Annotated in this window: 21 protein-coding genes and 2 pseudogenes; 15 read left to right on the plus strand and 8 right to left on the minus strand. The window is 70.7% G+C overall.

The features are described 5' to 3' along the window. Positions 1 to 54: 54 nt before the first annotated feature. Positions 55 to 423, plus strand: a complete 369-nt coding sequence (locus ACFXC1_RS19430; RefSeq protein ID WP_381244220.1) for a VOC family protein — start codon at positions 55 to 57, stop codon at positions 421 to 423. A gap of 78 nt (positions 424 to 501) precedes the next feature. Beyond that, positions 502 to 863 (plus strand): annotated as a pseudogene (locus ACFXC1_RS19435) (transposase); the annotation flags it as partial. 156 nt (positions 864 to 1,019) lie between these two features. On the opposite strand, the gene ACFXC1_RS19440 reads toward ACFXC1_RS19435, so the two are convergent. The 3 genes and pseudogenes from ACFXC1_RS19440 to ACFXC1_RS19450 all read right to left on the minus strand — a co-directional run bounded on the left by ACFXC1_RS19440 (position 1,020) and on the right by ACFXC1_RS19450 (position 3,287). Beyond that, positions 1,020 to 1,388, minus strand: a complete 369-nt coding sequence (locus ACFXC1_RS19440; protein WP_381244222.1) for a DUF805 domain-containing protein — start codon at positions 1,386 to 1,388, stop codon at positions 1,020 to 1,022. A 370-nt stretch (positions 1,389 to 1,758) separates the two neighbouring features. After that, positions 1,759 to 2,025: pseudogene (locus tag ACFXC1_RS19445) on the minus strand (alpha/beta hydrolase); the annotation flags it as partial. 587 nt (positions 2,026 to 2,612) lie between these two features. After that, positions 2,613 to 3,287, minus strand: a complete 675-nt coding sequence (locus tag ACFXC1_RS19450) for an SDR family oxidoreductase (protein ID WP_381244224.1) — start codon at positions 3,285 to 3,287, stop codon at positions 2,613 to 2,615. Positions 3,288 to 3,434: 147 nt separating this feature from the next. Between ACFXC1_RS19450 and ACFXC1_RS19455 the strand changes: the two genes are divergently transcribed. Further along, positions 3,435 to 4,130 (plus strand): TetR/AcrR family transcriptional regulator, encoded by a 696-nt coding sequence (locus ACFXC1_RS19455; protein WP_381244225.1) that lies wholly within the window; start codon positions 3,435 to 3,437, stop codon positions 4,128 to 4,130. 809 nt (positions 4,131 to 4,939) lie between these two features. Continuing rightward, positions 4,940 to 6,199 (plus strand): MFS transporter, encoded by a 1,260-nt coding sequence (locus ACFXC1_RS19460; RefSeq protein ID WP_381244226.1) that lies wholly within the window; start codon positions 4,940 to 4,942, stop codon positions 6,197 to 6,199. Between the two features lie 493 nt (positions 6,200 to 6,692). On the opposite strand, the gene ACFXC1_RS19465 is transcribed toward ACFXC1_RS19460, so the two are convergent. Next, on the minus strand, positions 6,693 to 8,363 hold the full coding sequence (locus tag ACFXC1_RS19465; RefSeq protein WP_381244228.1) for an IclR family transcriptional regulator domain-containing protein: 1,671 nt from the start codon (positions 8,361 to 8,363) through the stop codon (positions 6,693 to 6,695). A 258-nt stretch (positions 8,364 to 8,621) separates the two neighbouring features. Next, entirely contained in the window at positions 8,622 to 9,905 is a 1,284-nt protein-coding gene (locus tag ACFXC1_RS19470) for a M6 family metalloprotease domain-containing protein (protein ID WP_381244229.1), read from the minus strand. Between the two features lie 293 nt (positions 9,906 to 10,198). On the opposite strand from ACFXC1_RS19470, the gene ACFXC1_RS19475 reads away from it, so the two are divergent. Continuing rightward, positions 10,199 to 10,843, plus strand: coding sequence for a TetR/AcrR family transcriptional regulator (locus ACFXC1_RS19475; protein ID WP_381244231.1), 645 nt, complete (start codon positions 10,199 to 10,201; stop codon positions 10,841 to 10,843). 151 nt (positions 10,844 to 10,994) lie between these two features. After that, entirely contained in the window at positions 10,995 to 12,560 is a 1,566-nt protein-coding gene (locus ACFXC1_RS19480) for an MFS transporter (RefSeq protein ID WP_381244233.1), read from the plus strand. A 112-nt stretch (positions 12,561 to 12,672) separates the two neighbouring features. On the opposite strand, the gene ACFXC1_RS19485 is transcribed toward ACFXC1_RS19480, so the two are convergent. After that, positions 12,673 to 13,179 carry a MarR family winged helix-turn-helix transcriptional regulator gene (locus tag ACFXC1_RS19485; protein ID WP_381244235.1) on the minus strand — a complete coding sequence of 169 codons (507 nt, stop codon included), beginning with the start codon at positions 13,177 to 13,179 and terminating at the stop codon, positions 12,673 to 12,675. Positions 13,180 to 13,277: 98 nt separating this feature from the next. Between ACFXC1_RS19485 and ACFXC1_RS19490 the strand changes: the two genes are divergently transcribed. Continuing rightward, the gene (locus ACFXC1_RS19490) at positions 13,278 to 14,081 is read left to right on the plus strand and encodes a dioxygenase family protein (protein ID WP_381244237.1); all 804 of its coding nucleotides are present in this window, start codon (positions 13,278 to 13,280) and stop codon (positions 14,079 to 14,081) included. Positions 14,082 to 14,136: 55 nt separating this feature from the next. Here the strand turns inward: ACFXC1_RS19490 and ACFXC1_RS19495 are convergent, their stop codons facing one another. Continuing rightward, the gene (locus ACFXC1_RS19495) at positions 14,137 to 14,667 is read right to left on the minus strand and encodes a GNAT family N-acetyltransferase (protein WP_381244238.1); all 531 of its coding nucleotides are present in this window, start codon (positions 14,665 to 14,667) and stop codon (positions 14,137 to 14,139) included. A 182-nt stretch (positions 14,668 to 14,849) separates the two neighbouring features. On the opposite strand from ACFXC1_RS19495, the gene ACFXC1_RS19500 reads away from it, so the two are divergent. Together ACFXC1_RS19500 and ACFXC1_RS19505 are read left to right on the plus strand one after the other, a co-directional pair. Further along, positions 14,850 to 15,848 (plus strand): sigma-70 family RNA polymerase sigma factor, encoded by a 999-nt coding sequence (locus ACFXC1_RS19500; protein WP_362971875.1) that lies wholly within the window; start codon positions 14,850 to 14,852, stop codon positions 15,846 to 15,848. A 563-nt stretch (positions 15,849 to 16,411) separates the two neighbouring features. Beyond that, entirely contained in the window at positions 16,412 to 17,038 is a 627-nt protein-coding gene (locus ACFXC1_RS19505; protein ID WP_381244325.1) for a TetR/AcrR family transcriptional regulator, read from the plus strand. A gap of 7 nt (positions 17,039 to 17,045) precedes the next feature. On the opposite strand, the gene ACFXC1_RS19510 is transcribed toward ACFXC1_RS19505, so the two are convergent. Next, entirely contained in the window at positions 17,046 to 18,014 is a 969-nt protein-coding gene (locus ACFXC1_RS19510; protein ID WP_381244240.1) for a helix-turn-helix transcriptional regulator, read from the minus strand. Between the two features lie 62 nt (positions 18,015 to 18,076). Between ACFXC1_RS19510 and ACFXC1_RS19515 the strand changes: the two genes are divergently transcribed. From ACFXC1_RS19515 to ACFXC1_RS19540, 6 genes are all read left to right on the plus strand, one after another. Further along, positions 18,077 to 19,603: an MFS transporter gene (locus ACFXC1_RS19515; RefSeq protein ID WP_381244242.1), complete on the plus strand. Its 1,527-nt coding sequence runs from the start codon at positions 18,077 to 18,079 to the stop codon at positions 19,601 to 19,603. Positions 19,604 to 20,971: 1,368 nt separating this feature from the next. Next, the gene (locus ACFXC1_RS19520) at positions 20,972 to 21,703 is read left to right on the plus strand and encodes a Crp/Fnr family transcriptional regulator (protein WP_381244244.1); all 732 of its coding nucleotides are present in this window, start codon (positions 20,972 to 20,974) and stop codon (positions 21,701 to 21,703) included. Between the two features lie 28 nt (positions 21,704 to 21,731). After that, positions 21,732 to 22,217, plus strand: coding sequence for a hypothetical protein (locus tag ACFXC1_RS19525; RefSeq protein ID WP_381244246.1), 486 nt, complete (start codon positions 21,732 to 21,734; stop codon positions 22,215 to 22,217). Positions 22,218 to 22,346: 129 nt separating this feature from the next. Beyond that, entirely contained in the window at positions 22,347 to 23,108 is a 762-nt protein-coding gene (locus ACFXC1_RS19530; RefSeq protein WP_093628483.1) for a DeoR/GlpR family DNA-binding transcription regulator, read from the plus strand. Beyond that, positions 23,105 to 24,052, plus strand: a complete 948-nt coding sequence (gene pfkB / locus ACFXC1_RS19535; RefSeq protein ID WP_381244248.1) for a 1-phosphofructokinase — start codon at positions 23,105 to 23,107, stop codon at positions 24,050 to 24,052. The genes ACFXC1_RS19530 and pfkB overlap by 4 nt, the downstream gene beginning before the upstream one ends. A gap of 163 nt (positions 24,053 to 24,215) precedes the next feature. Continuing rightward, positions 24,216 to 26,258, plus strand: coding sequence for a PTS fructose transporter subunit IIABC (locus ACFXC1_RS19540; protein WP_381244250.1), 2,043 nt, complete (start codon positions 24,216 to 24,218; stop codon positions 26,256 to 26,258). The last annotated feature ends 22 nt before the right edge of the window (positions 26,259 to 26,280 follow it).

Below are 26,280 nucleotides of genomic sequence, written 5' to 3' on the forward strand. Positions count from 1 at the left end.
CTGACATAGGTTCACTTGTGTCAGAAAGCTGACACGAAGAGAAGGAGCATCATCATGCCCGCCACCGGCCCCGACTTCATCTCGCTCCAGGCCCGCGACCTCGACACTTCGCAGGCGTTCTACGAGCAGTACCTCGGCCTCGTCCGCTCGCCGGCCGGACCTCCGCACGCCGTCGTCTTCGAGACGAAGCCGATCGCGTTCGCACTGCGCGACGTCGTTCCCGGCACCGATCTCACATCCGTCCCCCAGCCCGGTGTCGGTGCCGCGATCTGGCTCCACGCCACCGACGTCCAGGCCATCTACGACGCGCTCGTCGCCGACGGTCACACCATCGTCTCCGCGCCGATCGACGGCCCCTTCGGCCGGACCTTCACCTTCGCCGACCCCGACGGCTACCAGGTCACTCTCCACGACCGCGCCTGACTGGCCCAACGCCACCGGACGATCACCGAGCCCCGAAGACCGCGGTTGCGCCCCAGGTGCGAGCGTGACGCCGTTTTCTTGGATGAGCACGCGTGGCGCCACACCTGTCGCAGGGCCGAGGTCGTCACCGCCATCTTCGACCTCACCCCGGTCCGCGACGGCGCCGGACCGTCGAGACTGCCGGGCAGGGGCGAAGGCCGATTCAAGGGGTGAGGTGTTCAAGGCCTGGCGCGAGGCCCGGACACCAGGGTTCCGCAACGACATTGAGATCGTGGCCGTGGACGACTGCGCGGGCTTCAAGCCCGCTGCAGCTGAAGAAATCCCCGACGCAGTCGGGGTGATGGGCCCGTTTCATGTTGTCGCCCTGGCCGGCGATGCGCTGGACCGAGGCCGGCCAACGCGTCCAGCAAGACACCTGCAGGCACCGCGGCCGGGCCGGTCCGGTGAGCCCAGTGGAGCCGGCTGTTCCCACGGTCTGCGTGGCGGCTGGACGCCGTCGTTGGCGCCGGTTTCACCCTTGCCACCGGACCGGCTCCGCTCGTGTGTGCCTGATGCCCAGCTCTGAGAACCGGATATCGGCCCGCCACGTGACCGGTTCAGCCGACGGGCTGGGCGGCGGCTTTGGGGGAGGGGCCGTACTCGTTGGTGCCCGGGGTGCCGTCCACCGTCATGCCAAGGAGGTAGACGATGGGACCGACAGCCGGGATCAAGGCGATGAGCATTCTCCGCCCTGACTTACCGGTGTCGTGCAACCGGCGGACGGAGACGCTCAGCATCGGCACGATGAGCGGCAGCAGGAAGATGCTGAACAACGGAGCCTCGATTGCGAAGCTGACCCCGCCGATCACGGCGGCGGCTCCCATGTACAGCAGCGAGAACCACCAGTACTCCGCGCGCCGTGCGCGACCGGAGAATGTGGCGAACTTGGAGGTGAGGCACGTGCGTGCCGCATCGGTGAACGACATGCTTGTCACAGTGGTCCTTTCGCAGGAGTGTCACCTGGGACACGGCGGATCGGGTGGTGAGAGTGCGGCTGGGATTCGGTGCCGCCGGCGCGGCCTCCGCGGCGCAGGCCGTACGACCCGCCGCAAATCGGAGTGACCTATCCGATTAGAGATCCGGATAGGTCACTCCGATTTCTCGTGTCAGCCTAGCATGGGAAATGGATAGGGCAATCCGATTGCCGGCTTGGGGTCACCGCACGACCAAAGTCCTGGAGCTGCGCCTCGGCCCTGTGATCCAACTGCTCCCAGGACCGCGCACTTCGCTGCCATGGTGGGCGTCGTCGGCGTGCCGGGAGTGGCGCCCGTGCTGTGTCGGCCGCTTCCGCGACTTCGCGGTCCATGTCAGGGCCGCGTAGCAGTCCTCCAGCCCGGCGGGGAAGGGGTGTTCCGGGGCGAGCCGGTATTCGACGGAGACCACGACCGTGCCGACCTCCGCGGCGATGCGGGTGGCGGTGGCGTCGAACTGCTCGACACTGCCCATGATGAATCCGCCGCCGTGGATGAACAGCAGGCCGGGCAGCAAGCCGTCGTGCTCCGCGGGACGGTAGACGCGGACCAACACGTCGGGTGCACCGTCGGGCCCGGGGACGGTGACGTCGGCGATGCTGATCGGGATGTCCGGCTCGTACACCGGCAGGCCGCCTCGGACCGCCGCCTCGCCCATTGCTCGTAGCTCATGGAAGTCGGCGAACGGCCCGTTGGGGAACAGGTCGAGCCAGGGTGCGATCTCGGGGTCGTACGCGTAGGCCATGAAGCCTCCTTGGCGAGGTCGGGCGAGGATCCGGTGAGCGCGGCGTGAGTGACCTCGCAGGGCCCGGTGTCGCGGCATCGGTGCTCGGTGAGTGCACCGAGGTGACGGGCGCCCGCTGCCGGACGGTGACCAGGGTCTTCACCTGCCGATGTCGGGGAGTCGTAGGCGATGGACGACACCCGGACCAGTCCCAGCGCGATGGATGCGAGGACGGGCAGCACAGCGTGGACGGCGACGGCCGCGCGGTGCAGCCCAAGTAAGGCGGTGCGCTTGATGACGCCGATCAGCGCACCAGCGGAGACAAACATCCCCACCGCAGGCGTCGGGACGAGTGAACGCGGCGGGAACCTGTTTCGGACCGCGCCGTCGCAGCGTCAAGCGCGATGGCGCGATCCGGCTCCGACGAGAGGAGAGGACGGAGCCCTGGTGCGATCTCAGAGGCTGAAGACGAGTTCGGCCTGGTCGCGCTTGGTGGTGTGCAGCTCCCAGTAGACCGGGGAGATCTCCTCGGGCTGGGCTGTCGGGAAGCCGGGGACGGCCGGCGTGCCGATCGACACGTCGATGCCGACGTGGGCGGCCTGGACGCCGGTGCCGTCCAGCTCCTTGTGGAGGTTGAGCACCCAGTTGCGCAGGGCCGCGGCGGCGGCGTTGACGTTGCCGACCTGCGGCACGGGATCGATGGAGCCCGCGCCGGTGGTGTAGAGCAGGGTGCCCGCGCCGGCCTCCCGCATGGCCGGCAGTACGGCCTTGGTGGCGGCGATGGCGCCGTAGAGCTGGAACTCGATCTCGTGCTGCACCTGGGCCGGTTCGGCCTCGGCCGGGGTGGCCAGCGTGGTGGCGAGGCCCGCGACCGGGGAGTACTCCAGGACGTCGATGCTGCCGAACCTCGCGGCGGCGTCCTTGAGGGCCTGGGTGAGCGCGTCGCGGTCGAGGACGTCGGCGGGGAAGGCGGCGGCGGTGATGCCCTCGGTGGTGAGCTTGCTGACGAGGTCGTCGAGCTTGTCGCGGTTGCGGGAGATCAGGGCGACGTCCAGGCCCTGGGAGCCGAAGGTGCGGGCGATGGCCAGACCCAGCTGGGGGCCGGCTCCGATGATGGCGATGCTGGTCACAGCGATCCTTTCCCAAAAAGGCAGTCGAAGGAAGAAGGAATTCGGATAGGCCTATCCGTATCTAGATCCGGATAGGTCTTACCGGTTCACTGTTGTCACCGTACCACCAAAAATGGATAGGGCAATCCGATTGCTAGACTCCCCGGCATGACCCCTGGCACCCAGCGTCCCGACGGCCCTGCCGCCCAGCCTCTGCGCAGCGATGCCGAGCGCAACCGCGAGCGGATCGCCGCCGCTGCCCGCAGGGTGTTCGCGCGTGACGGGCTGGGTGCCTCGATGGCCTCCGTGGCCCGTGAGGCGGGGGTGGGGATCGCCACCATGTTCCGCCGCTTCCCCACGAAGGAGGAGCTGGTCGACGCCGTCTTCATCGACCGCATGGACGCCTACGCCGACGCGGTCACCGTTGCCCTGGAGGACCCCGACCCCTGGAACGGGTTCGTCGGCTACATCGAGACCGCCTGCGCGATGCAGGCCGCCGACAGCGGCTTCGCCGACGTCCTGATCACGACCTTCCCTACAGCCAAGGCCCTGGAGCGGCGCCGCAACGAGGCCTACGAGGGCATGGTGGAGCTCATCGGCCGGGCCAAGGCGACGGGCCGGCTGCGCGAGGACTTCGACTCCTCGGACCTGGTGCTGCTGCACATGGCCAACGCCGGTGTCGTCAACGCCACCGGCGACGCCGCCCCCGATGCTTGGCGCCGCGTCGTCGCTCTGCTGGTCCAGTCCTTCGAGGGACCGGCCCGTGGACCTCTGCCCGCCTCGCCCGAGCACGACGCTCTCTACAGGGCCATGCTCCGCGCCGGTCCGGCGGCTGCTGCGGAGCCGGATGCGGGCGACGGCTGACCTGCCCTGCCACTTGAGCTCCGGTCTCGGTGACCAACGGCAGCCGGGATGGATGCCGAGCTTGACCGCGGTCTGCTTGGCCTGCTTGCCGGCGCGATGGCACGCGCCCGGCACTCCGGAGGACAAGGGCGAGGCATGACTGCCAGCCTTCCGTGAAGGACTGTCAGTCAGCCACCAGAACTGCAACCGAGGACGTGGGGCAGGCCAAAACCTGCATCAGACCCCTCGGGCGAAGCGTTGAGTGTGCGAGGAAGCTTTCAAGCCGACGAGAGTGCGGACTGCTTCGTGTCGCTGCGCGTCACTTCCAGAAGGTCCACCGGCAGGATCCGCCGGCGCGCCCTGACCTGCAGCGATCAGCTGAGCGTTTCCGAATCGGCGGGCGTGCGTTCCGGAGCGCTCTCCTGGCCGGCCGCTGACCTGCGGCGACGGAGTTTTCTACGGGCCCCACGAAGGCGCGGTGGCCGCGTAGCCGACGTACGGCTGTGCCACCGGCGCCAGTGCAGCGCGTGGCGGGTTGGCGGCCGGCGCGTTGGCGGGAGGCCGGGCTGCTGGGGGTCCGGTGGCATCGTTGCGGTCGGCGGGGGCAGTGGGGGGTGGTGCAGGGCGCCCCGTCGCCCGCCCTTGCTAAAATCCCCCCAGCTCATTCCTTCGGGTCGACACCTCCGGTCAGCGAACAACCGGACCGGGTGCCGACCCTTTTTTGATGCCCTGCGCCGGCTCTGTCTCCGGCACCGCAGCGGCACACCCCAGCAGCACACCGCACCGACGGGCCCCCGCGCCCGCCGGTCCTTCGTCATGGAGTTCGACAGATGACAGACACCACCCTGCCCGTCCCCCGAGTCCCGCCCCTCCGGCGGAACTCGGGCTTCCGGAACTTCTGGCTCTCCCGTGCCGTGTCCGGACTCGGATCCGCCGTCACGACCGTCGCGCTGCCCGTCCTGGTGTTCCAGCAGAGCAGGTCGCCGCTGCTGGTGTCCCTGGTCGCGGCGGCCGGGACGTTGCCCTACCTCGCGTTCGGGCTGGTCGCGGGCGCGGTCGCCGACCGCGTGGACCGGCGGACTCTGATGATCGTGACCGACTGCCTCAGCGCCCTGTGCCTCGGCTCCGTGCCGGTCGCGCAGGCCCTGGACGCGCTGACCGTGGGACAGGTCGTCGTGGTCGCGTTCCTCTGCTCCAGCCTCTCCCTCTTCTTCGACGCGGGTGGGTACGGTTTCGTCCCGGCCGTCGTCGGCAAGGACAGACTCGCGGACGCCAACAGCGCGCTCTACGGCGCCGAGACCGTCGTCCGCATCATCGGGAACGGCGTCGCGGGCGTCCTCATAGCCCTCGTCCACCCCGTGGGCACGCTCACGCTCGACGCCCTGAGCTTCGCCGGCTCCGCGCTGTTCCTTCGGGCCGTCGCCAACTCCCCTGCCCGCGCCGCCAGTTCCTCGGGTCCGCGACCGGGGTTCCGGGAGTCCGTCGGTGAGGGGCTGCGCTTCCTGGCCGGGCATCCGACGCTGCGGGTCATGACCGTGGTCGGCACCCTCCAGTCGTTCTCCGGCGGAGCCATCGTCGGTCAGCTCGTCGTCTTCGCCGACCGCGTCCTCGGCGTCCACGGCACCGACGGCCGTATCGGCCTGCTCTACATGGCGTGGAGCACCGGCGGCATCGGCGGCTCCCTGCTGCTGCCCCGGCTGCGGCGCCGCTACGACGCCTTTCCGCTGCTGCTCCTGGTGCTGCCGGTCGGCGCGCTGCTCGGACTCGTGGTCGTGCTCTCCACCGACTGGCGGATCGCGCTGGTCGCGCTGGCGGCCTGGGGAACCGCCTATCTGGTCGTCCTGGTGAACACGATGACCTACTCCCAGGAGGTGACCCCGGCCGAGCTCCAGGGCCGGGTCAACACCACCCGCCGCATGCTCTCCTCCGGCCTGGGCGTCCCGCTCGGCGCCCTGGTCGCGAGCGGCGTCACGGTGTCCGCCGGAATCCGGGCCGGGATGGCCACCGCGGTCGCGTCGATCGCCCTGGCGGCGATCGTTGTGTGGGTGGTACGGCTGCGCGGCCTGCTGGGACCGGGCGCCGGGGCGTAGGTATCACGGGGGTGCTTGCCTGGGCCGGGGCGGCGACAGTGGTACGGCTGCGCCGGCTGCCGGATCCCGCTGCCGAGGTGTAGCCGTGGGGCGGGTTCTCTCGTAGGCCGGGGCGGCGACAGTGGTACGGCTGCGCCGGCTGCCGGATCCCGTCGCCGGGGTGTAGCCGTTCGGCGGCGGGTTCTCTCGTAGGCCGGGGCGGCGACAGTGGGTACGGCCGTGCCGGCCGCCGGATCCCGTCGCCGGGGTGTAGCCGTTCGGGCGGGTTCTTTCCTGGGCCGCGTCGGCAATAGGGGTACGGCCGCGCCGGTTGCCGGATTTCGCCGCCGAGGCGCAGCCGTCAGACGGGCTATCTCCAGACGGGCTGTCTCCTGGGCAAGACGGCGACAGTGATATGGCTGCGCGGTCTGCCGGAACCAGCAGCCGGGGCGTAGCCGTCACACCCGGTCCCCCTCCGTGCATCAGGCCCCAGCACCCCCACCCCCCACCGGCGTCAGGACCGCGCCACCCGGGTGAACCGCCCCGCCACCCGCAGATCCGCCTCGATCAGCCCCGCCGTCGTCAGCAGCTCGGGCAGGATGTCCGCGACGTACTCCTCGGCCGGACGGCGTGCCACATGGGTCGCCGTGTTGAGCGCGGCGACCACCCGGCCGGTGCGGTCGCGGACCGGTACGGCGAGTGAGCGCAGGCCCGCCTCCAACTCCTCGTCGGCCAGGGCGTATCCCTGGGACCGGACCCGTTCCAGCGCGGCGGAGAGCGCCCCGGGGTCGGTCGGCGTGTGCGGGGTCAGGGGGCGTAGGGCCGCCAGGGCATTCCGTACGGTCGTCGGCGGGGCGTCGGACAGCAGGACGCGGCCCAGGGCCGTCGCGTACGCCGGGAAACGGGTGCCGACCGCGACGTTCACGCTCATCACGCGGCCGGTGGTGACCCGGGCCGTGTACTGGATGTCGGTGCCCACGAGGATCGCCAGGGAGGCCGACTCGTGGATGCGGGCGGCGAGGGCGGTCAGGTGCGGAGTCGCGAGGGACGGCAGGGTGGTCCGGGACAGGGGCGGGAAGCCGAGCGACAGTACCCGGGGTGTCAGGGCGAAGCGGCGGTCGCCGGACGGGGTCACCAGGCCGAGGTGCTCGTAGGTGATCAGTGCGCGGCGGGCGGTCGCGCGGGCCAGGCCCGTCGCCTGGGCGACCTCCGTCAGGGTCAGTTCGGCGCGGCCCTCGCCGAAGGCCGTCAGGACCGTCAGTCCGCGGGCCAGGGACTCGACGAACTCCCGGCCCAGTTCCTGCTTGGACGCGCCCGTCCAGGTCGCCAGGCCCGAGGGCGCGGCCACCGGGTCCGGCCGGGGTGCCGCGCGCAGGTCCTCCTCCATCGCCTCGACCGCCGCACGCAACCGCGGCAGCAGCGTGTTCCGCAGATCCGCCGCCGTATGCCGGCTGGTGTGGCTCACCACACTCGCCACGCACGCGATCGCACCGGTGCGGGGGTCCCGTACCGGCACGGACACCGCCGTCAGGCCCGGTTCGATCAACTGGTCGTCCAGCGCCCAGCCGTTCTCACGGGCCAGGACCGCAGCCCCTTCGAAGTCGGGTGACGGGGACGACGACGAGCGCGGGGGTACGGCCGGGAAGCTCCGGTCCTCCGGGTCCGCCGCCCGGCGCTCGCGCCAGCGGGCCCAGTCGCGGTCGGTCCACTCGGTCGCGAACAGCGGTCCCGGCGCGGTGCGTTCGGCCGGCAGCAGGTCGCCTATGCGGAAGCTCAGGGACATCGCACGGCGGCGGGTCGCCTGGTGGATGAAGCGAATGCCGTCCCGGTCGGCGACCGCGAGCGACACCGACTCGTCCAGCTCGTCGGCGAGCGCGTCCGCGCGGGCGTCCAGGAGGGCCGGCAGCCGCAGGGCGGCCAGGTAGGCGTTGCCCAGTTCCATGATCCGAGGGGTGAGAACCGTGTCCCGGCCGTCGAGACGGACGTATCCCATGCGGGCGAGCGTCGCAGTGATCCGGTCGACCGTGGACCGGGCCAGACCGGTGGCCCGCTCCAGCCCGCTGAGGCTCAACGTGCCGCCCGCCTCGGTGAGTTGACGCACCACCGCGACCCCCCGGATCAACGGCGCGACCGCCTCGGCGGGCACGGCTGGGGCACGGTCGTCCAACGTGGTCTCAGCGGGCATCGGCTCTCCGGTACGGCGATCTCGGCAGCCCTACGGTAAGCCCGCGGGGGCCGGAGCCCAGTCCGAACCCGAGTGGCGCCCCTGGGCCGCCGGGCCCGGTGCGGTCACCGCCGACCGAGCCACCGGCGAGCCCGCTCCCGTCGGGCCCGCCGGTGCTGCCGAGTACGCGACACCCGCTTGAGGAGAGCGGTGCTCCATCGACCGAGCTGAGCGACCGAGCGACCGCGACCGCCCAGCGCAATCCAAGTCCACCGCCCCCTACCGCGTCCGCGTAACCGTCACCCGAAAATTCCCCGCCGCGTCAGCCCCGGTCACCGCGACCCGAACCCCCCTGCGGGGATCGTTGAACGATTCTCCCGCAGTGAACGGCGCGTCCGACAGCTCGGCGTGCACATTGGGGCTCCGCGTGCAGCCCCCGCTGTCCCGGTGCGCGTCGTAGACCTTGACCGGGCCCATCCCCGTGTCGACGTCCGCCTCCACCTTGTAGATGAGGACACCGGGGCGGCACACCGCCTCGTCGTTGCCCTCACGGGTGCGCAGTTCGAGGGCGTAGCCCGTGCGGCGGGAGAGGGGGACGAAGACGAGGCGGGTGCCGTCGCCGCCCGGGTGTTCCAGCGGGGTCAGGGTGTACTCCGAAGTACCTCTGGTCATCGCGCAGTTGACCTGGGACGGGTCGAGCCAGCCGAGTTTCCACTTGTGCCAGCCGAGGAGGTCGTTGTCGGCGCCCCAGTCCTCGCTCATGATGTCCCAGTGGCCGACCGCGCCCCCGCCCTCCTGGGTGTAGAGGTCGGGCAGGCCGAAGACATGGCCGTTCTCGTGGGGGAGGACGCGGTAGCCGGTGCGGGCGTAGGAGCCGGAGCCGTCGTCCTGGCGGGAGTAGACGAAGGAGGCGTTGGAGACGGGGACGCCGTCCGCGACAGGGGCCTCGGTGTTGCCGGCGAAGGTCACCGAGAGGACGGTGTCCAGGGCGGAGGGCCCCGCGTTCGGGGTGACGAGGACGTTCAGGAGGTCGTACGACCGGAAGTCCACGGCCGGGTCGGCGGCGGCCACGATGTCCTGGACGAGCTGCCGGTACCCGGGGTCGAAGGGCGCGCCGCGCTCTATGCCGTAGGACCTGAAGGGCTTGGGCATGCGGAGCCAGTGGTCGACCGGGGTCTCGGGGCGGTAGTCGAGGCGGCCGTAGGAGCTGGTGCGGAACCACTCCTGGGTCTGCGGGAAGAACTCGTGGTAGCGGTCCATGGCGGTGCCCTGGCCGGGGGCGTCGGAGAAGTCGACCATCAGGGTCAGGGCGTGGACCGTGCCGGTGGAGCGGGAGTAGCCGCCCGGGGTGGGGATGCCCTCGGACATCTCGGTGTCGAGGGGGCCGTTGATCATGCAGGCGCCGAGTGCGGAGGTCCGGGCGAGCGCGACCGGGCCCGCCGCCGTCGTGGCGCCCGGGGTGAGGTGTCCGGTACCGGCCGAGGTGCTGACCGCGAGGGTCAGGACGGTCACGGACGCGAGGGCGGCCACGCGGCGCGGGCGTATCCGACGGCTGGGCTGCATGCATGGACCCTTCGCGCCACGGCAGCCGCCGGTGTCCGGCTGCACCCTTTCGATCACCCTGTGTCGTGCGGTGCGCGGGCGCGCGCTGGAGGAGACCGACCGTGTGGTGGAGCGGGAAAAGGGGGCCCGGACGGGGGTCAAACGAGATGTGACCCAGGTCACATCAAATGTCCCGCTGAGTGGGAAATAACCGGGGACCGTTTCCCCGTTTAGCCATGTGTCCGAGCGAAACGGGGACTGGATCCCCGGATCGTGTCAGCAGTCCAAGACCTTCAGAGCCCCAGGAGTACGCCGTGACGACCGCGACCCCCGTACAGCGAAAGGTGACCCGGCCGCGCGCCGACGCTTTGCGCAACCGGGAGCGGATCGTCACCGCCGCCCGCGAGATGTTCGTAGAGTTCGGCGCCGATGTGCCGCTCGACGAGATCGCCCGCCGGGCGGGCGTCGGCAACGCCACGCTCTACCGCAACTTCCCCGACCGCGACGCCCTGGTCCGCGAGGTAGTGGTCTCGGTCATGGACAGTACGTCGGAGGCCGCCGAGCAGGCGCTCAACGAGACCGGCGACGCCTTCGCCGCTCTGGAGCGCTTCGTGCACGTGGCCGCCGACGAGCGGATCAGTGCGCTGTGCCCGATGATCTCCAGCACGTTCGACAAGTTCCACCCGGACCTGGAAGCCGCGCGGGAGCGGGTCGAACAGCTCATCGGCGAGGTCATGGTCCGCGCCCAGCGGTCCGGACAGCTCCGCACGGACGTGGGTGTCGGCGATGTGATGGTCGCCGTGGCCCAGCTCAGCAGGCCCCCGGCCGGCACCGGTTGCCTCAGCGCCGACCGGTTCGTACACCGACATCTGCAGCTGTTCCTGGACGGACTGCGGGCCCCGGCCCGCTCGGTCCTGCCGGGCACCGCCGCGACCATGGAGGATCTCCGGCAGCCCTGACCGATTAGTTCAGAGCGTCACGCCCGTCTCAACAACAAGCACCGGCTCTCGTCGTCGCAGCGACCGAAGAGTGTCACTCGTCGACGAGCCGTCCCCGAACACGTCCTTCTTCCGTATTTTTCCGTCACGAAGTCCCGAAGTGGGTACCACCATGTCTGAAACAGCTCGAAGCGCCTCAGGCGCTCTCGACAAGGCCTCCGAGGCCGCCGAGCACGAAGCCCATGCCAACCGCTGGAAAGCGCTCGCGTTCATCGCGCTCGCCCAGCTGATGGTCGTGCTCGACGCGACCATCGTGAACATCGCCCTCCCGTCCGCCCAGACCGACCTGGGCATCTCCGACGGCAACCGGCAGTGGGTCGTCACGGCCTACGCCCTCGCCTTCGGTGGTCTGCTGCTCTTCGGCGGCCGTATAGCCGACCTCTGGGGGCGCAAGCGCGCCTTCGTCGTCGGTCTGACCGGCTTCGCCGCCGCGTCCGCCCTCGGCGGTGTGGCCACCACCGGCGCCATGATGTTCGGCGCCCGTGCGCTCCAGGGCGCCTTCGGTGCACTGCTCGCGCCCGCCGCGCTCTCCCTGCTCGCCGTGATGTTCACGGACGCCAAGGAACGCGCCAAGGCGTTCGGTATCTACGGCGCGATCGCCGGTGGCGGCGGCGCCGTCGGCTTCATCCTCGGCGGTGTGCTGACCGAGTACCTGGACTGGCGCTGGACGTTCTTCGTGAACATCCCGTTCGCGATCGTCGCCGCGCTCGGCGCGTACTTCGTCATCCGTGAGCCGGAGGGCGGCCGCAACCGCAACCCGCTCGACATCCCGGGCGTCCTGCTCTCCACCCTCGGCCTGGTCTCGCTCGTCTACGGCTTCACCCGCGCCGAGACCGACGGCTGGGGCGACTCCTCCACCATCGCGCTCTTCGTCGCCTCCGCGGTCCTGCTGGCCTCGTTCGTGATCGTCGAGTCCAGGGTCAAGGCCCCGCTGCTGCCCCTGCGCGTGATCACCGACCGCAACCGCGGCGGTATCTACCTCTCGCTCGGCATCGCCATCATCGCGATGTTCGGCACGTTCCTCTTCCTCACCTACTACCTCCAGGTCGTGAAGGGCTTCTCGCCGATCAAGACCGGCTTCGCCTTCATGCCGATGATCGTCGGCATGATGGTCGGCTCGACCCAGATCGGCACCCGCCTGATGACCCGCCTGCCGGCCCGCCTGCTCATGGGCCCCGGCTTCCTGGTCGCCGCGGTCGGCATGCTGCTGATGACGCAGCTGGAGATCGGCTCGTCGTACGCCTCGATCATCCTGCCCGCGATGCTGCTGCTCGGCCTCGGCATGGGTACGGCGTTCATGCCGGCCATGTCCCTCGCCACCCTGGGCGTCGAGCCCCGGGACGCGGGTGTCGCCTCCGCGATGGTCAACACCTCGCAGCAGGTGGGCGGCGCCATCGGTACTGCCCTGCTGAACACGATCGCCGCCTCCGCGACGACCGCGTACATCAAGGACCACATCGCCGGCGCGGGTACCTCCAAGACCCAGCAGCAGCTGGTCGCACTCCAGGGCCAGGTGCACGGCTACACGAACGCCATCTGGTTCGCCGTCGGCATGCTGGTGGCGGCCGCCGCGATCGTCTCGGTCCTCGTCAACGCGGGCAAGCAGGGTTCCGACCCGGTGGCCTCCGGTGACGGCGCCGCCGAGGACGAGTTCAAGGTCCCGGTCGTCGCCCACTGACGACGCCCGACCCGGTCGTACCCCCTTCGCACCATCCGTACGTACGGGGAAGGGGACGCCCCGTACGTACGACTCCCAGGAACTGCCCTGGTTCTCGCCTGAGTTGAGCGGCTCAGCGGAGCCAGGGCAGATCCGCGCCCGCTTCGTTCGGCTGAAGTCCCTCGGCGACGATCTCCATGATCTCGCCGAGGGACTTCTGCTGTTCCGGGCTCAGCCGCTCGAACAGCGCCTGCCGTACGGCGGCCACATGGCCCGGCGCGGTACGGCCGAGCACCTCGTGGCCCGCGTCGGTCAGCACCGCGAACTGGCCGCGCTTGTCGGAGGGGCAGTCCTCGCGGCGCACCCATCCGTTCTTCTCCAGCCGGGCCACCGCGTGCGAGAGCCGGGAGCGGGTGATCTTCGCGTACATGGCCAGCTCGGTCATCCGCAGTCGCCGGTCCGGGGCCTCGGCGAGCTTGACGAGCAGGCCGTAGTAGATGTGCGGCATGCCCGCGTCCCGCTGGAGCTGGCGGTCCAGATGGTCCTCCAGGAGGGTGCTGGCCTGCATGTAGAAGCGCCAGACGCGCTGCTCCTCGGCGGTGAGCCAGCGGGGTTCTGCGGAAGTGGGTGCCGTGTTCATGCGCTCCACTGTACGAGAGCTCTCCTTGAATGTTAAACAAATGCGGCGTAAGCTCGGACGCAGGGAATTTGAGAGTTCAAGCATGGGGAGTGACCGTCATGTCCACCGCCGCACCGGAGCGCATGCCCGCCCTCTATCTCAGCCACGGCGCGCCGCCCCTCGCGGACGACCCCATCTGGCCCGGCGAACTCGCCGCCTGGTCCGCCGGCCTCCCCCGCCCCAAGGCGATCCTCATGGTCTCCGCCCACTGGGAGGAGGCCCCCCTCGCCCTCGGCGCCACCGACCCGGTCCCCCTGGTCTACGACTTCTGGGGCTTCCCCGAGCACTACTACCAGGTCCGCTACGACGCCCCGGGCGCACCCGAACTCGCCGAGTCCGTACGGAAGTTGCTGCGCGCCCCGGGCATCCCCGTGCAGGACGTCCCCGACCGCGGCCTCGACCACGGGGCGTACGTTCCGCTCGTCGAGATGTTCCCGGCCGCGGACATCCCGGTCCTCCAGGTGTCGATGCCGACCCTCGACCCGGTGAAGCTGATGGAGATCGGCCGCAAGCTGGCGCCCCTGCGCGACGAGGGCGTCCTGATCGTCGGCTCCGGCTTCTTCACCCACAACCTGGCCGCCCTGCGCCACACCGGCGGGGGAGTCCCCACCTGGTCCTCCGAGTTCGACGACTGGGGCAGGCGCGCGCTGGAGGCCCGCGACTGGGACGGCCTGCTCGACTTCCTGCACAAGGCACCGGCCGGGCGCTACGCCCACCCGCGCACCGAGCACTTCGCCCCGCTGTTCGTCACCATGGGCGCGGCGGAGGCGGCCGGTGAACTGGACACCCCTGAGTCGCTGAACCCCTCCGTGATCGACGGGTTCTGGATGGGGATGGCGAAGCGGTCGGTGCAGTTCGGCTGAGCCCGCCTGTCTTTCGGCTGAGCCCGCGCGAAAAGGCCCTCCCCTTCGGGGAGGGCTACAACTCCTTCTCGTACCAGGCGACATCCCAGTAGCGGCCGAACTTGCGGCCCACCTCCCGGTAGGTGCCCACCGGCCGGAAACCGAAGCGTTCATGCAGCCGCGTGGACGCTTCGTTGGGCTGTGCGATGCCCGCGTACGCCCGGTGGACGTCCTCGGTCGCCAGGTCCGCGAACAGGGCCTTGTAGAGGAGCGTTCCGATACCGCGGCCGCCGGCGTCGGGGGCGAGGTAGATCGTGACCTCGACCGAGGTGGAGTAGGCGGGCTTCGCCCGGTAAGGGCTGGATGTGGCGTAGCCGAGGATTCGCTGTGAGTTTCCTTGGAAGGTCCCGTCGACGGCAACCTTCAGCCGGTATGGGCCGTCTTCAGGGTGGGAGAGCAGCCAAGGGCGGCGCTCCTCCGGCGTGAAGGCGGCGGTGTCGAAGGTGATCGGGGTCTCGCGTACGTAGTGGTTGTAGATGTCGGTGAGGGCGACGAGGTCATCCTCGACTCCTGGCCTGACCTGCACCTCTGTACGCTCCGACGGCATCGGACCTCCCTTGTGGCCGGACAGGGTACTGCAAGATCAGAAAAATAGGGGAGTGGGTCGGGAATTCTGTCCGGATTCCAGTCGTTGTTTCCATCAGATGCAGGGCACACGAGAAGAGTCACGAAGAGAGTGCCCCGGCATCCGACGAACACCTGCTGACCCACCATCGCAAGGGAGCACGCATGGCAACCCGTGCCGTCGCCCGTCGTAAGTCCGCCTCCGGCGAGACCTCCGGCGTGGCACGCAGTGTTCGCGCCCATGGCGGCGAGATCGCCGACCGCGACCTGGTCGGCATGTATCTCGACGAAATCGCGCGCACACCGCTGCTCGACGCCGCCAAGGAAGTCGAGCTTTCCCAGACCATCGAAGCGGGCGTGTTCGCGCGCCAGGTCCTCGACGGCGAGGAGGAGTCCCAGGCGGACGCCACCCGCGAAGAGCTGGAGGCCCTGGTCGCCGAGGGGGAGCGTGCCAAGGACGTCTTCATCCGGTCGAACCTCCGCCTGGTCGTGGCCGTGGCCCGCCGTTACCCCCGTAGCGGCCTGCCCCTGCTCGACCTGATCCAGGAGGGCAACGCGGGCCTGGTCCGCGCGGTCGAGAAGTTCGACTACCGCAAGGGCTTCAAGTTCTCGACGTACGCGACCTGGTGGATCCGCCAGGCCATCACCCGCTCGATCGCCGACCAGTCCCGGACCATCCGGCTCCCCGTCCACCTGGTGGAGGAGCTGGGCCGGATCCGGCGCGTGCAGCGCGAGTTCAACCGCAAGAACGGCCGCGAGCCCGAGCACGCGGAGATCGCCGCCGAGCTCGACACGACCCCGGAGCGGGTGACGAACGTCCTGGACTGGGCGCGCGACCCGGTCTCGCTGAACATGTCGGTGGACGACGACGGCGACACGCAGTTCGGTGACCTCCTGGAGGACACCTCCGCGGTCTCGCCCGAGCAGTCCGTGATGACCCTGCTGCGCAGCGAGGAACTGGACGACCTGATCGGCCGCCTCGACCAGCGCACGGCCTCCATCATCAAGATGCGGTACGGCATGGAGGACGGCCGGGAGCGCACGCTCACCGAGGTCGGCAAGGAGCACGGCCTCACGCGCGAGCGCATCCGCCAGATCGAGAAGCACGCCCTGCTGGAACTGAAGAAGCTGGCCAGCCAGACCGGTTTCGACGCGGCGGCGTAGGACAGGCCCCTGGTCAGCAACCCCTCCGGCGGGGGCGCCGGAGGGGTTGCCTGGGGGGCGTGGTTCCCCGGCTCCCCGCCGGGCGGCCCGACAGCCACGGGGGCGCGTCCGACCCCATGTGCGCCCGGCCGCGTACGCCGGGTGGCGGGAGACCGCGCAAACATGGCTGTGCAACGCCGCTTCAACCTGCGGAGCCCTGGGAACAAGACTTCAGGGCCCAGGAGTTGGGGCCATGGGCGCTGCCCCATAACCCACCGAGCCAAGTCCCGACGCAAATCCCCCCCCCGGCGCCGGGACTCTCCCGAGCCGGGCTTCGGCACCTGTCCCCCCAGGCGCCGGGGCCCGGCTCTTTTTCACGCACGGGCGGGGCAGGGTGAGGTGCGGACACGCTGGGACGGCGGGGCACCCCGTACCTGAACTCCGGGGTGGCCCGCCGAATGGCAGATTGTGCCACAGCGGCATAGCCTGACGGTGTGAGCAGCCCCACCCCAAACCCGGGTCCCCGTCCCGACTCTCCCTCCGCACCGCTCTCGCTGACCGAGCGGCGCAAGGCCGAGACCCGGATGCAGATCGCCCGGGCGGCGGCCGGACTCTTCGCCAGACACGGGCTGCGGGCCACCCGCGCCGAGGACATCGCCCAGAGTGCCGGTATCGCCCCGCGCACCTTCTACCGCTACTTCGCCACCAAGGAAGAGGCCGTGGCCCCGCTCTACGCGGCCGGCGCCCAGCGCTGGGCGGACGCGGTGCGCGCGGCCCCGCCCGCGCTGTCGGTGCCGGAGGCCCTGGAACACGGGGTGCGCCACACGCTGACCCCCGGAGTGGGTGTCTCCACGGCCTCCTGGACCTGGGTGCGCACCCTGATCGGCATGGCGGAGTCCAGCCCCGGCCTGCGCAGGGTGTGGGCGGAGGTCTGCCAGGCGTCGGAACGGACCCTGGGCGAGGTCCTGTTGGAACGTGTCACCCACGGCGACCCCGTCCACGCCGCCGGCGCCCCCGACGTGACCTCCCCGGAGCTGCGCTTCGCCGCCGCCGTCGCGAGCGCCGCCGTACGCACCGCGGTCGAGGGCTGGGCGTCCGCGGAGGAACACCCGGGCACGCTCGCCGGCCCGGCGGAGTCGGCACTGCGGAACCTGCGGGCGCTGCGGGACTTTCCCTGGGGGGAGATCGGGGCGGCGCGGGGCGTGGGGTGAGGCGGCGCTACTCTCCCCCTGCCGCCCTGCTCAGCCGTTCCCCCAACTCCCGTACGCAGCGGACCAGTTCCTCCGGTTCCTGCACCGTGAACTCGAAATCCAGCAGGGCCAGCCGGGCGGCCAGCCAGCGGACCTCGTCGCCGGTCGTGGCACGCAGCCGGCAGCTGCGCTCGTCGAGCGGTTCGGGTGTGCCCATCCAGGCCGGGACGCGCGCGGCGACGGCCTCGGCGGGCGCGGCGAACGTCACGGTGTACTCGTAGGACTCCTGCCGCCGGTACATCGACTGCCGCAGGAACTCCGCCGCGCTCCCCGTCGGCAGCTCGCGCGGCGCGAACCGCGCCCCCGTCGCGAACGGCTCGCTCACCCGGTCGACCCGGAACGTCCGCCAGTCCTCGCGGTCGAGGTCGTAGGCCACGAGGTACCAGCGCCGGCCGGTCGAGACGAGCCGGTACGGCTCCGTCACGCGGCGCGACGCGGTGCCGTCCTTCGCGCGGTACGCGAACCGCAGCCGCTCCCGGCCGGCCACCGTCGAGGCCATGACGGTCAGCGTCTCGGGCGCGATGCTCGCCCCGTCGCCACTGGTCAGCGGGGTGGTGGCGGCCTGGAGGGTGGCGACCCGGTGCCGTAGCCGCGAGGGGAGGACCTGTTCCAGCTTGGCCAGCGCCCGTACGGACGCCTCGTCCACGCCCTCGACCGCGTGCCCGGCGCCCGCCCGCAGCCCGACCGCGATGGCCACCGCCTCCTCGTCGTCCAGGACGAGCGGTGGCATCGCCTTGCCCGCGACCAGCCGGTAGCCGCCGTCGGCGCCCAGCGTCGCCTGCACCGGGTAGCCCAGCTCGCGGAGCCGGTCGATGTCCCGGCGGACGGTGCGGCGGGAGACCCCGAGCCGGTCGGCCAGCTCGCCGCCGGGCCACTCGCGAGGCGTCTGGAGGAGGGAGAGGAGCTGGAGGAGCCGGGCCGGAGTGTCCGTGGTCATGAGTTCGAGGATGCCGCAGAACTAGGACATCATCTGGCCTAATCGTCTTCTAACTTCGACACATGACCTCAACCGAGACCACCGCGCTCAGCGCACCCCGTCCGGCGACGGACCACACCGCTCAGCCCGCCGCAGGCGACCGGCGGCGCTGGTTCGCCCTCGCGATCGTGATGACCGCGGCCTTCATGGACCTCGTCGACGTCACGATCGTCAATGTCGCGATCCCCTCGATCCAGCGGGACGCGGGCGCGTCCTTCAGCCAGATCCAGTGGATAACGGCCGGTTACGCGCTCGCCTTCGCCGCCGGACTCATCACCGGCGGGCGGCTCGGCGACATCTACGGCCGCAAGCGGCTGTTCCTGCTGGGGATCGGCGGCTTCACCCTCGCCTCCGCGCTGTGCGGCTTCGCCGCGAACCCGGAGATGCTGGTCGCCTCGCGCATCCTGCAGGGCGGGATGGCCGCGATGATGGTGCCGCAGGTGCTGTCGATCGTGCACGCCACCTTCCCGGCGCACGAGCGCGGCAAGGTCTTCGGGCTGTTCGGCGCGATCGTGGGCCTCGGCGCGGTCTCCGGACCGCTGCTCGGCGCCCTGCTCACCGAGTGGAACCTCTTCGGTCTCGAATGGCGCCCGATCTTCCTGATCAACCTGCCCGTCGGCATCGCGGGCCTGATCCTCGGCAGCCGCTTCATCACCGAGTCGAAGGCCCCGCGCGCCCTGAAGCTGGACCTCGTCGGCGTCGCCCTGGTCACCCTCGGGCTGCTGATGCTGCTGTACCCCCTCACCCGGGGCCACGAACTGGGCTGGCCCGTCTGGGGGTTCGTGTCGATGTCCGGCTCGATCGGCGTCTTCTGGGGGCTGGTGGCGTACGAGAAGCGGAAGGCCGGGCGGGACGGTTCCCCGCTCGTCGAACTCTCCCTGTTCAAGGTGAAGAGCTTCGCGGCCGGCATCGCCGTGCAGACCGTCTTCGGCGTCGGACTCGGCATCTTCTTCCTCGTCTGGACGCTCTACATGCAGACCGGCCTCGGCTGGAGCCCGCTGCGGGCGGGGCTGACCGGCGTACCGTTCTCGATCGCCTGCTCGGCGGCGGCCGGGATGTCCGTGCAGAAACTGGTCCCGCGCCTCGGCGGACGCAACGTCCTCCAGACCGGTGCGCTGGTGATGACGGCGGGCGTGCTGCTCTACCTCTGGGAGTCCGACCGGTACCAACTGGCCATCGCCTCCTGGCAGATGGCGCTCCCGCTGGTCGTGATGGGCGCCGGCATGGGCCTGATCTTCGCCCCGCTGACCGACACGATCCTCTCCGAGGTGCCGCGCGAGTACGCCGGTTCCGCGTCAGGACTCATCAACACCGTGCAGCAGATGGGCAACGCGCTGGGGCTCGGGCTGGTGTCGGTCGTCTTCTTCGGCTCGATCGGCGACCGGCTGACCGCGGCCGAGGTGGGGCCGGCGTTCGTCAACGCCTTCCAGAACGCGCTGGGTTGGGTGGCCGCGGTGATGGGCCTGATCTTCCTGCTGATGTTCGCGCTGCCGGGGCGGGCGGCAACGGAGAGTGCGGCGGCCAAGGGGGCTGTCTCCGACGGGAGTTGACGCGGTCCAACGACGCCGTCCGCTGACGCCGTCCACTGATGCCGTCTGCCGGTGCCCTCCGCTGACGCACCGCAGCCGAGCGCCCCGCCCCGAGGCCGTACCGGGGGGCGGGGCGCTCGGTGCAAGCTCCCGGAGTTGGCGTACGCCGGTGCGCGCAGGGAGGCGCACGCCGGGCCCGTCCGACGGCGGACTCGGTACCGGACATCATGCTCTGTACGGAAATCGCCGCTTCTGGACCGGACACTCCGGCTTCGGAGCGGCACGGGTGCTCAACTCACCTGCTCCACAAGAAAACTGACAGGGTGAAAGGTGGGGCGGGAGTGGGGATGGGAGGGGCGAGTGGATGCGGACCGGACGCTGATGCCCTTGTCCATTAGTCGATATTTGGCGATGTGCTGCGGTGAACCGTCGATTCATGGACGGGAATCCGTTCCTGGCCCGGATCGCCGTATTTCCTGTCGACCCGGATTGCCTCTCGGAAAGGAATTGCGGAGACGTCGTCCGGTTAATTCGCCGGGTGTGCTGCCGGTCGATCGGGGCGTCGGCCGAGAGGGGGTGTCCTGGCCGAATCTGTTGGGTCTTGATCGATTGCTGTCACGTGGAGAAGTCGTCCCACCCCGGTGAGGATAGGGGCGGTCTCGTTCGCGCACACGCAAAAGGGGTAAAGCGTGCGGCCGCGCGGGATGTCTCGACGGCGTGTGCGGGAAGGGGTGCTGTCGGTGACGTCCCCGGGGTTGGGGATTTGGGCTGGCCATCCGGCGCCGGGTGCCGCTTCCTGCCTGATGGGGAGTGACCCAAAGGCGGTCCGTGGTGTTTACTGGGCAGCGGTCTGATCCTGACGGGTCCGGACCTTTCCGGGAGGTCCTGGGGGTGGTGCCCCGGGGCCTCTCGTCTTTGCCGCCCGTTTGTGTGGACGTCATATGTCGCCCCGCGGAGAAGCTCCCCGCCGCGTCTCCGGGGGAACGCGAACAACGGGGATAAGCGGTTTGGTAATTGCGCAATGGGTGGCTACTTTTCCATTCGCATTGTGCGTGGGCTCCCGTCGTAAAACCCCGTGGCGAGGGGGTTTGGGCCATGATCGCTAACCGTCGCGGCACCTCGGGAAACGCGACTGGCTTATCTCTCGCGACGAGCGGTACGGTCTGTCCCGCTGCTGTTTCCGTCCGCCCGGACTCACCAACCGGGCGATTGCCGTACCTCCCGGAGAGGGAGGCCGGACCCGTCACTCCGGAACCTCGCCGACCAGCGGGGTTCCAGAGCCTCAACAGAACAGAGAAACAGGGAAAGGGAATCAGACCCCATGCGTACCGTGATACCTCGCCACCACCGCGTACCGCAGGCCGCGTACGCGGGAGCGGGGGAGTGAGCGTGCCCTCGACCGTCGACACCGCCTGCCCGACCGACCTCCTCCTGGACCACGAGAGCCAGCCCGAGGGGAGCTTCCTGCGGCGCCTGGCGGCCGAGGACTGGAGTGCACTGCTGCGGGCCGGCCTGCGCAGCCGTGCCTTCGCGCGCGACGAGCACCTGCCGATCGGACCGGCCGACGAGAACGTGTACATCATCTGGGACGGCGTCGTGCGCCAGGACCGCTTCCCGCTGGGCGAGGGGGACGGCGTCCCCACCGTCACGCGGTTCCGGGGCCGAGGCCAGCTGGTCGGCGAGGCCAAGCTCGTCACCGACGACTGTGCCGTCCGCACCAAATGCCTGACCGGGACCCTGGTCGTCCCCTGCCGCGCCCGCTACTTCAACGTCCTGCTGCGCAAGCGTCCGGAGGCCCAACGCGCCCTGCTGCGCAGCCTGGAGGACCGCAACCGCGGCGACGAACTCGTCTACACCATGGCCACCAGGCCGCCCCTGGAACGGGTCAGCAGGCTCCTGGCGCACCTCGCCGACACCGCCGGCTGGGCCGGCCCCCGCGCGGACCGCGTCACGATCACCGGCCCGAGCCAGAAGGACCTCGCCGCCGCGCTCCAACTCGCCGTCTCCACCACGGAGAACGCGATCAGGACCCTGCGCTACCACGGGATCGTCGAAGCCGGGTACCGCCGGTTCGTCGTCCACGACGTGGACGCGCTGCGTCACCTCGCCGCCGGGAACTGACGCCCACCCCTGAACGGACAACAGAATGATGACCAGCACCCTTCTGGTGCCCATAACCTCCGCCCTCGGCGGGGGTCTCATCGGTGTTCTGATGTACCAGCACCAGAGACGGGTCTTCGCCTGGACGCGGCGGATCCGCCGCAAGGACGAGACGAACGCCGAATACGACAAGCCCGCCGAGTGGCTCGCCGATCTCTACAAGGCCCAGTGCCGCCTCACCCGCAAGCCCTGCGTCGCCGACGACTTCGCCGAGATCTCGCAGACCGGCAACATGATCGACGGAATAGCCGACACCACCGAGGCCCTCCGGCTCGAACTGCGGAAGGTCGTCGAGTGCGTGAAGGACTACGTCGCCACCGCCCTGCCCGAGCCCGACGCGGCGGCCGTACGCATCGGTCTTCAGCAGCACCGCGCCCAGCTCGTCCAGGCCATGCGGCAGGAGACCGCCCGGGGTGAACTGGTGCGCGCCGTCCTCGCCGCCGAGAAGAAGATCAAGGGCCTCCGCCGCAGCTGATCCCCGTCGACGTCTGCCTCTCTGCCCGTTCATGTCCACCTCGTGCCCGAACCTGTTTACTTTCCGGAAATGTGGGCGTAGCCTCCGAGCGAAACCACAAGTTCGGGCAGAGGTCGGAGGCGAACGGACATGTACGCACCGGAGCGGCAGCAGGAGATCCTCCGGCTGGCCCGTGACGGCGGCCGGGTCGACGTCGTGTCGCTGGCCGAGGAGTTCCAGGTCACCGCGGAGACGATCCGCCGCGACCTGAAGGCCCTCGACCGCGCGGGCCTGCTCCGCCGGGTGCACGGCGGGGCCATACCGGCCGGACGGCTCGACTTCGAGCCGGACCTAGCCGAACGCGAGTCCACGGCGGCCGACGAGAAGGACCGCATCGCCAAGGCGGCCCTCGCCGAACTGCCCATGCAGGGCACGGTGATCCTCGACGCCGGTACGACGGTGGCCCGCCTCGCGGGCATCGTCCCGCTGGAGGCCGAGCTCACGGTCGTCACCCACTCGCTGCCCATCGCGGCCCGCCTCGCGGACCACCCGGGCATGCAGCTCCACCTCGTCGGGGGGCGCGTACGGCACCGTACGCGCGCCGCCGTGGACGCCTGGGCGCTGCGGGCCTACGGCGAGATCCGCGCCGACGTCGTGTTCGTGGCCGCCAACGGCTTCTCCGCCGAGCACGGGCTGACCACGCCCGACCTCGCCGAGGCCGCCGTGAAGCACGCGGCGATGGGCGCCGCCCGCCGCGTGGTGCTGCTCGCCGACTCCGCCAAGCACGGCCAGGAGCACTTCGCCCGCTTCGGTGCCCTGAGCGACGTGGACCTCCTGATCACCGACAGCGGGCTGAGCCCAGAAGACGCCACCGCCATGGAGCGCGGCGGCATGGAAGTAGTGCGCGCATGATCCTCACGGTCACCCCGAACCCGTCCCTCGACCGCACCTACGAGGTCCCCTCCCTGGACCGCGGCGAGGTCATACGGGCCACCGGCGAGCGCATGGACCCGGGCGGCAAGGGCGTCAACGTCTCCCGCGCGGTCGCCGCCGCCGGGCAGCGCACGGTCGCGGTGCTGCCGCTGGGCGGTGCGCCGGGCGCGCTGGTCGCCAGCCTGCTCGACGCGCAGGGCATCGAGGTCGCGCCGGTCCCGGTCGCCGGGGCCACCCGCTCGAACATCGCGCTGGCCGAGGCGGACGGCGTCCTCACGAAGATCAACGCCCCCGGCCCCGAACTGACCGCCGCCGAACAGGAGTTGCTCCTGGAGACGGTCAGGCAGCAGTCCCGTGACGCCGACTGGATCGCCTGCTGCGGCAGCCTCCCGCGCGGCCTCGCGCCGTCCTGGTACGCCGAGTTGGTCGCCCGCGCCCACGCGGTCGGCGTCCGTATCGCGTTGGACACCTCGGGGCCCGCGCTCATCGAGGCCCTGCGCGAACGCCCGGACGTCGTCAAGCCCAACGCCGAGGAACTCGCGGAGGCCGTCTCCCGCCCCCTCACCACCGTCGGCGACGCGGTCAAGGCGGCCGAGGAACTGCGGGAGTTGGGCGCGGGCGCGGTCCTCGCCAGCCTCGGCGCGGACGGGCAACTGCTGGTGGACGCCTCGGGCGCCTGGTACGGCAGCGCGCGCGTCGACGTCGTACGCAGCAATGTCGGCGCGGGGGACTCCTCGCTGGCCGGCTTCCTGATCGCCGGCGGCCACGGCCCGGAGGCCCTCGCCTCGGCCGTCGCCCACGGCGCGGCAGCCGTCCAGCTCCCCGGCAGCGTGATGCCCACCCCGGCCGACCTCGACCCGTCCGCGGTGACGGTCACGGCCGACGTCCCGGTGGACCTGGTCCTGACGGAGCCGGTCGCATGAACGTTTCCACGGCCTTCAGGACGCCCCTCGAACCGGCCACCGGGCGGCGGCACTCCCCGCTGTTAATCGCCGCCGCCACCCCCACCGCGACACACGGCAGTACCCCCGTCCCCACCCCCGCCCACCACACCCCCCGGGCGATACGCGTGCGAAGGAGCCCGCGATGAGCGAGATGATCACCGCGGACCTGGTCGACCTCGACCTGTCCGCCGATACCAAAGAGGCGGCGGCACGTGCCCTCGCCGAGCGCATGGTCGCCCAGGGCCGGGTCACCGACCTGGACGGCTTCCTCGCCGACGTGGCAGCCCGCGAGGCGCAGATGCCGACCGGCCTCGACGGCGGCATCGGCATCCCCCACTGCCGCAGCGAGTACGTCACCGAGCCGTCGCTCGCCTTCGGACGCAGCGCCGAGGGCGTCGACTTCGGCGCCCCGGACGGCCCCGCCGACCTGATCTTCCTGATCGCCGCGCCCGCAGGGGCCGACGACGCCCACCTCACCATCCTGTCGGCGCTCGCCCGGCAGCTCATGAACGCCGAGTTCACCTCCGCGCTGCGGTCGGTGGGCGACGCGGAGAGCGCGGCGGCGCTGATCCGCGGCGACGAGACGCCCGCGGCGGGCACCTCCGAAGACTCCGCTGCGGCACCGACGGCGGCCTCCGCCGGTGCCGCGGCGGGCAGCACGGACACGGCGGGGGAGGGCGACCGCCCGTTCCGGATCGTCGCCGTCACCTCCTGTCCCACCGGTATCGCCCACACCTACATGGCGGCCGAGGCGCTGGAGAACGCCGGCCGTGACGCCGGCGTCGAACTCGTCGTGGAGCCGCAGGGCTCGGCCGGTTTCACCCGGCTCGACCCGGCGGTGATCGCGGCGGCGGACGCCGTGATCTTCGCCCACGACGTGCCCGTACGGGAGAAGGAACGCTTCGCCGGCAAGCCGACCGTCGACGTCGGCGTCAAGGCGGGCATCAACCGCCCCGCCGAACTCATCACCGAGGTCCGCGGCAAGGCCGAACGGGGCGAGGTGACCGCCGGTGCGGGCGCCCCCACCCCCGTCGAGCGCGGCGGCGAGGCGGGCGAGGGCTACGGCACGATGCTCCGCAAGTGGCTGATGTCCGGCGTCAGTTACATGGTCCCGTTCGTCGCGGCCGGCGGTCTGCTGATCGCCCTCGGCTTCGCGATCGGCGGCTACGAGATCAAGTCCGCGCCCTCGGTCATGCAGCACTTCGCGTGGACGCAGACCGACAGCTGGGCCGCGCTGATGTTCCAGATCGGCGCCGTCGCCTTCGGCTTCCTGGTCCCGGTGCTGGCCGGCTACATCGCCTACGGCATGGCCGACCGGCCCGGTCTGGTGCCCGGCTTCGTCGGCGGCATGATCGCCTCCACCATCAACGCCGGCTTCCTCGGCGGCCTGGCAGCCGGTCTGATCGCCGGTGGTGTGGTGCTCGCGATCCAGAAGGTGAAGATCCCGAAGGCGGTGCGCGGGATCATGCCGGTGGTGGTGATCCCACTGATCTCCTCGGCAGTCGTCGGGTTCCTGATGTTCGTGGTCATCGGCAAACCGATCGCCTCCGCACAGAAGGGCATGACCGACTGGCTCAACGGCCTCAGCGGCTCGAACGCCGTCCTGCTGGGCGCCCTGCTCGGCCTGATGATGTGCTTCGACCTCGGCGGCCCGGTCAACAAGGTCGCGTACACCTTCGCCACCGCCGGTATCGCGGTCTCCAACCCCAGCGACTCGGCGATGAAGATCATGGCCGCGGTCATGGCGGCCGGCATGGTCCCGCCGCTGGCGATGGCCCTGGCGACCACCGTGCGCGGCAAGCTCTTCACCGAGACCGAACGCGAGAACGGCAAGGCCGCCTGGGTGCTCGGCGCCTCCTTCATCTCCGAGGGCGCCATCCCGTTCGCGGCGGCCGACCCGCTGCGGGTCATCCCGTCCTCGATGGTGGGCGGCGCGATCACCGGCGCCCTGTCGATGGCCTTCGGCGCGACCCTGCGCGCCCCGCACGGCGGCATCTTCGTGGTCCCGCTCATCGGCAGCCCGTTCCTCTACCTGATCGCCATCGCGGTCGGCATGTGCGTCACCACCGCCCTGGTCGTCGTACTGAAGGGCATGCGCAAGCCGGCCGCCGGTGCCACTGCCCCCGGAGCACCGGAGGACATATCCACCCCCGCGGCGGAAGCCAAGCAACCGGTCGCCGCCTAGCCGCTTTTGGACCGCCGTGAGG

Origin of the sequence: Streptomyces hokutonensis (assembly GCF_042751305.1) — a bacterium.
In the GTDB taxonomy this organism is placed as follows: Bacteria; Actinomycetota; Actinomycetes; order Streptomycetales; family Streptomycetaceae; genus Streptomyces; species Streptomyces hokutonensis_A.

What these genes read in the sequence shown, in the direction of transcription:
- ACFXC1_RS19430 (WP_381244220.1), top strand. Translation starts at nt 55, where the DNA reads ATGCCCGCCACCGGCCCCGACTTCATCTCGCTCCAGGCCCGCGACCTC.
- ACFXC1_RS19440 (WP_381244222.1), bottom strand. Translation starts at nt 1,388, where the DNA reads ATGTCGTTCACCGATGCGGCACGCACGTGCCTCACCTCCAAGTTCGCC.
- ACFXC1_RS19455 (WP_381244225.1), top strand. Translation starts at nt 3,435, where the DNA reads ATGACCCCTGGCACCCAGCGTCCCGACGGCCCTGCCGCCCAGCCTCTG.
- ACFXC1_RS19460 (WP_381244226.1), top strand. Translation starts at nt 4,940, where the DNA reads ATGACAGACACCACCCTGCCCGTCCCCCGAGTCCCGCCCCTCCGGCGG.
- ACFXC1_RS19465 (WP_381244228.1), bottom strand. Translation starts at nt 8,363, where the DNA reads ATGCCCGCTGAGACCACGTTGGACGACCGTGCCCCAGCCGTGCCCGCC.
- ACFXC1_RS19470 (WP_381244229.1), bottom strand. Translation starts at nt 9,905, where the DNA reads ATGCAGCCCAGCCGTCGGATACGCCCGCGCCGCGTGGCCGCCCTCGCG.
- ACFXC1_RS19480 (WP_381244233.1), top strand. Translation starts at nt 10,995, where the DNA reads ATGTCTGAAACAGCTCGAAGCGCCTCAGGCGCTCTCGACAAGGCCTCC.
- ACFXC1_RS19485 (WP_381244235.1), bottom strand. Translation starts at nt 13,179, where the DNA reads ATGAACACGGCACCCACTTCCGCAGAACCCCGCTGGCTCACCGCCGAG.
- ACFXC1_RS19490 (WP_381244237.1), top strand. Translation starts at nt 13,278, where the DNA reads ATGTCCACCGCCGCACCGGAGCGCATGCCCGCCCTCTATCTCAGCCAC.
- ACFXC1_RS19495 (WP_381244238.1), bottom strand. Translation starts at nt 14,667, where the DNA reads ATGCCGTCGGAGCGTACAGAGGTGCAGGTCAGGCCAGGAGTCGAGGAT.
- ACFXC1_RS19500 (WP_362971875.1), top strand. Translation starts at nt 14,850, where the DNA reads ATGGCAACCCGTGCCGTCGCCCGTCGTAAGTCCGCCTCCGGCGAGACC.
- ACFXC1_RS19505 (WP_381244325.1), top strand. Translation starts at nt 16,412, where the DNA reads ATGCAGATCGCCCGGGCGGCGGCCGGACTCTTCGCCAGACACGGGCTG.
- ACFXC1_RS19510 (WP_381244240.1), bottom strand. Translation starts at nt 18,014, where the DNA reads ATGACCACGGACACTCCGGCCCGGCTCCTCCAGCTCCTCTCCCTCCTC.
- ACFXC1_RS19515 (WP_381244242.1), top strand. Translation starts at nt 18,077, where the DNA reads ATGACCTCAACCGAGACCACCGCGCTCAGCGCACCCCGTCCGGCGACG.
- ACFXC1_RS19525 (WP_381244246.1), top strand. Translation starts at nt 21,732, where the DNA reads ATGACCAGCACCCTTCTGGTGCCCATAACCTCCGCCCTCGGCGGGGGT.
- ACFXC1_RS19530 (WP_093628483.1), top strand. Translation starts at nt 22,347, where the DNA reads ATGTACGCACCGGAGCGGCAGCAGGAGATCCTCCGGCTGGCCCGTGAC.
- pfkB (WP_381244248.1), top strand. Translation starts at nt 23,105, where the DNA reads ATGATCCTCACGGTCACCCCGAACCCGTCCCTCGACCGCACCTACGAG.
- ACFXC1_RS19540 (WP_381244250.1), top strand. Translation starts at nt 24,216, where the DNA reads ATGAGCGAGATGATCACCGCGGACCTGGTCGACCTCGACCTGTCCGCC.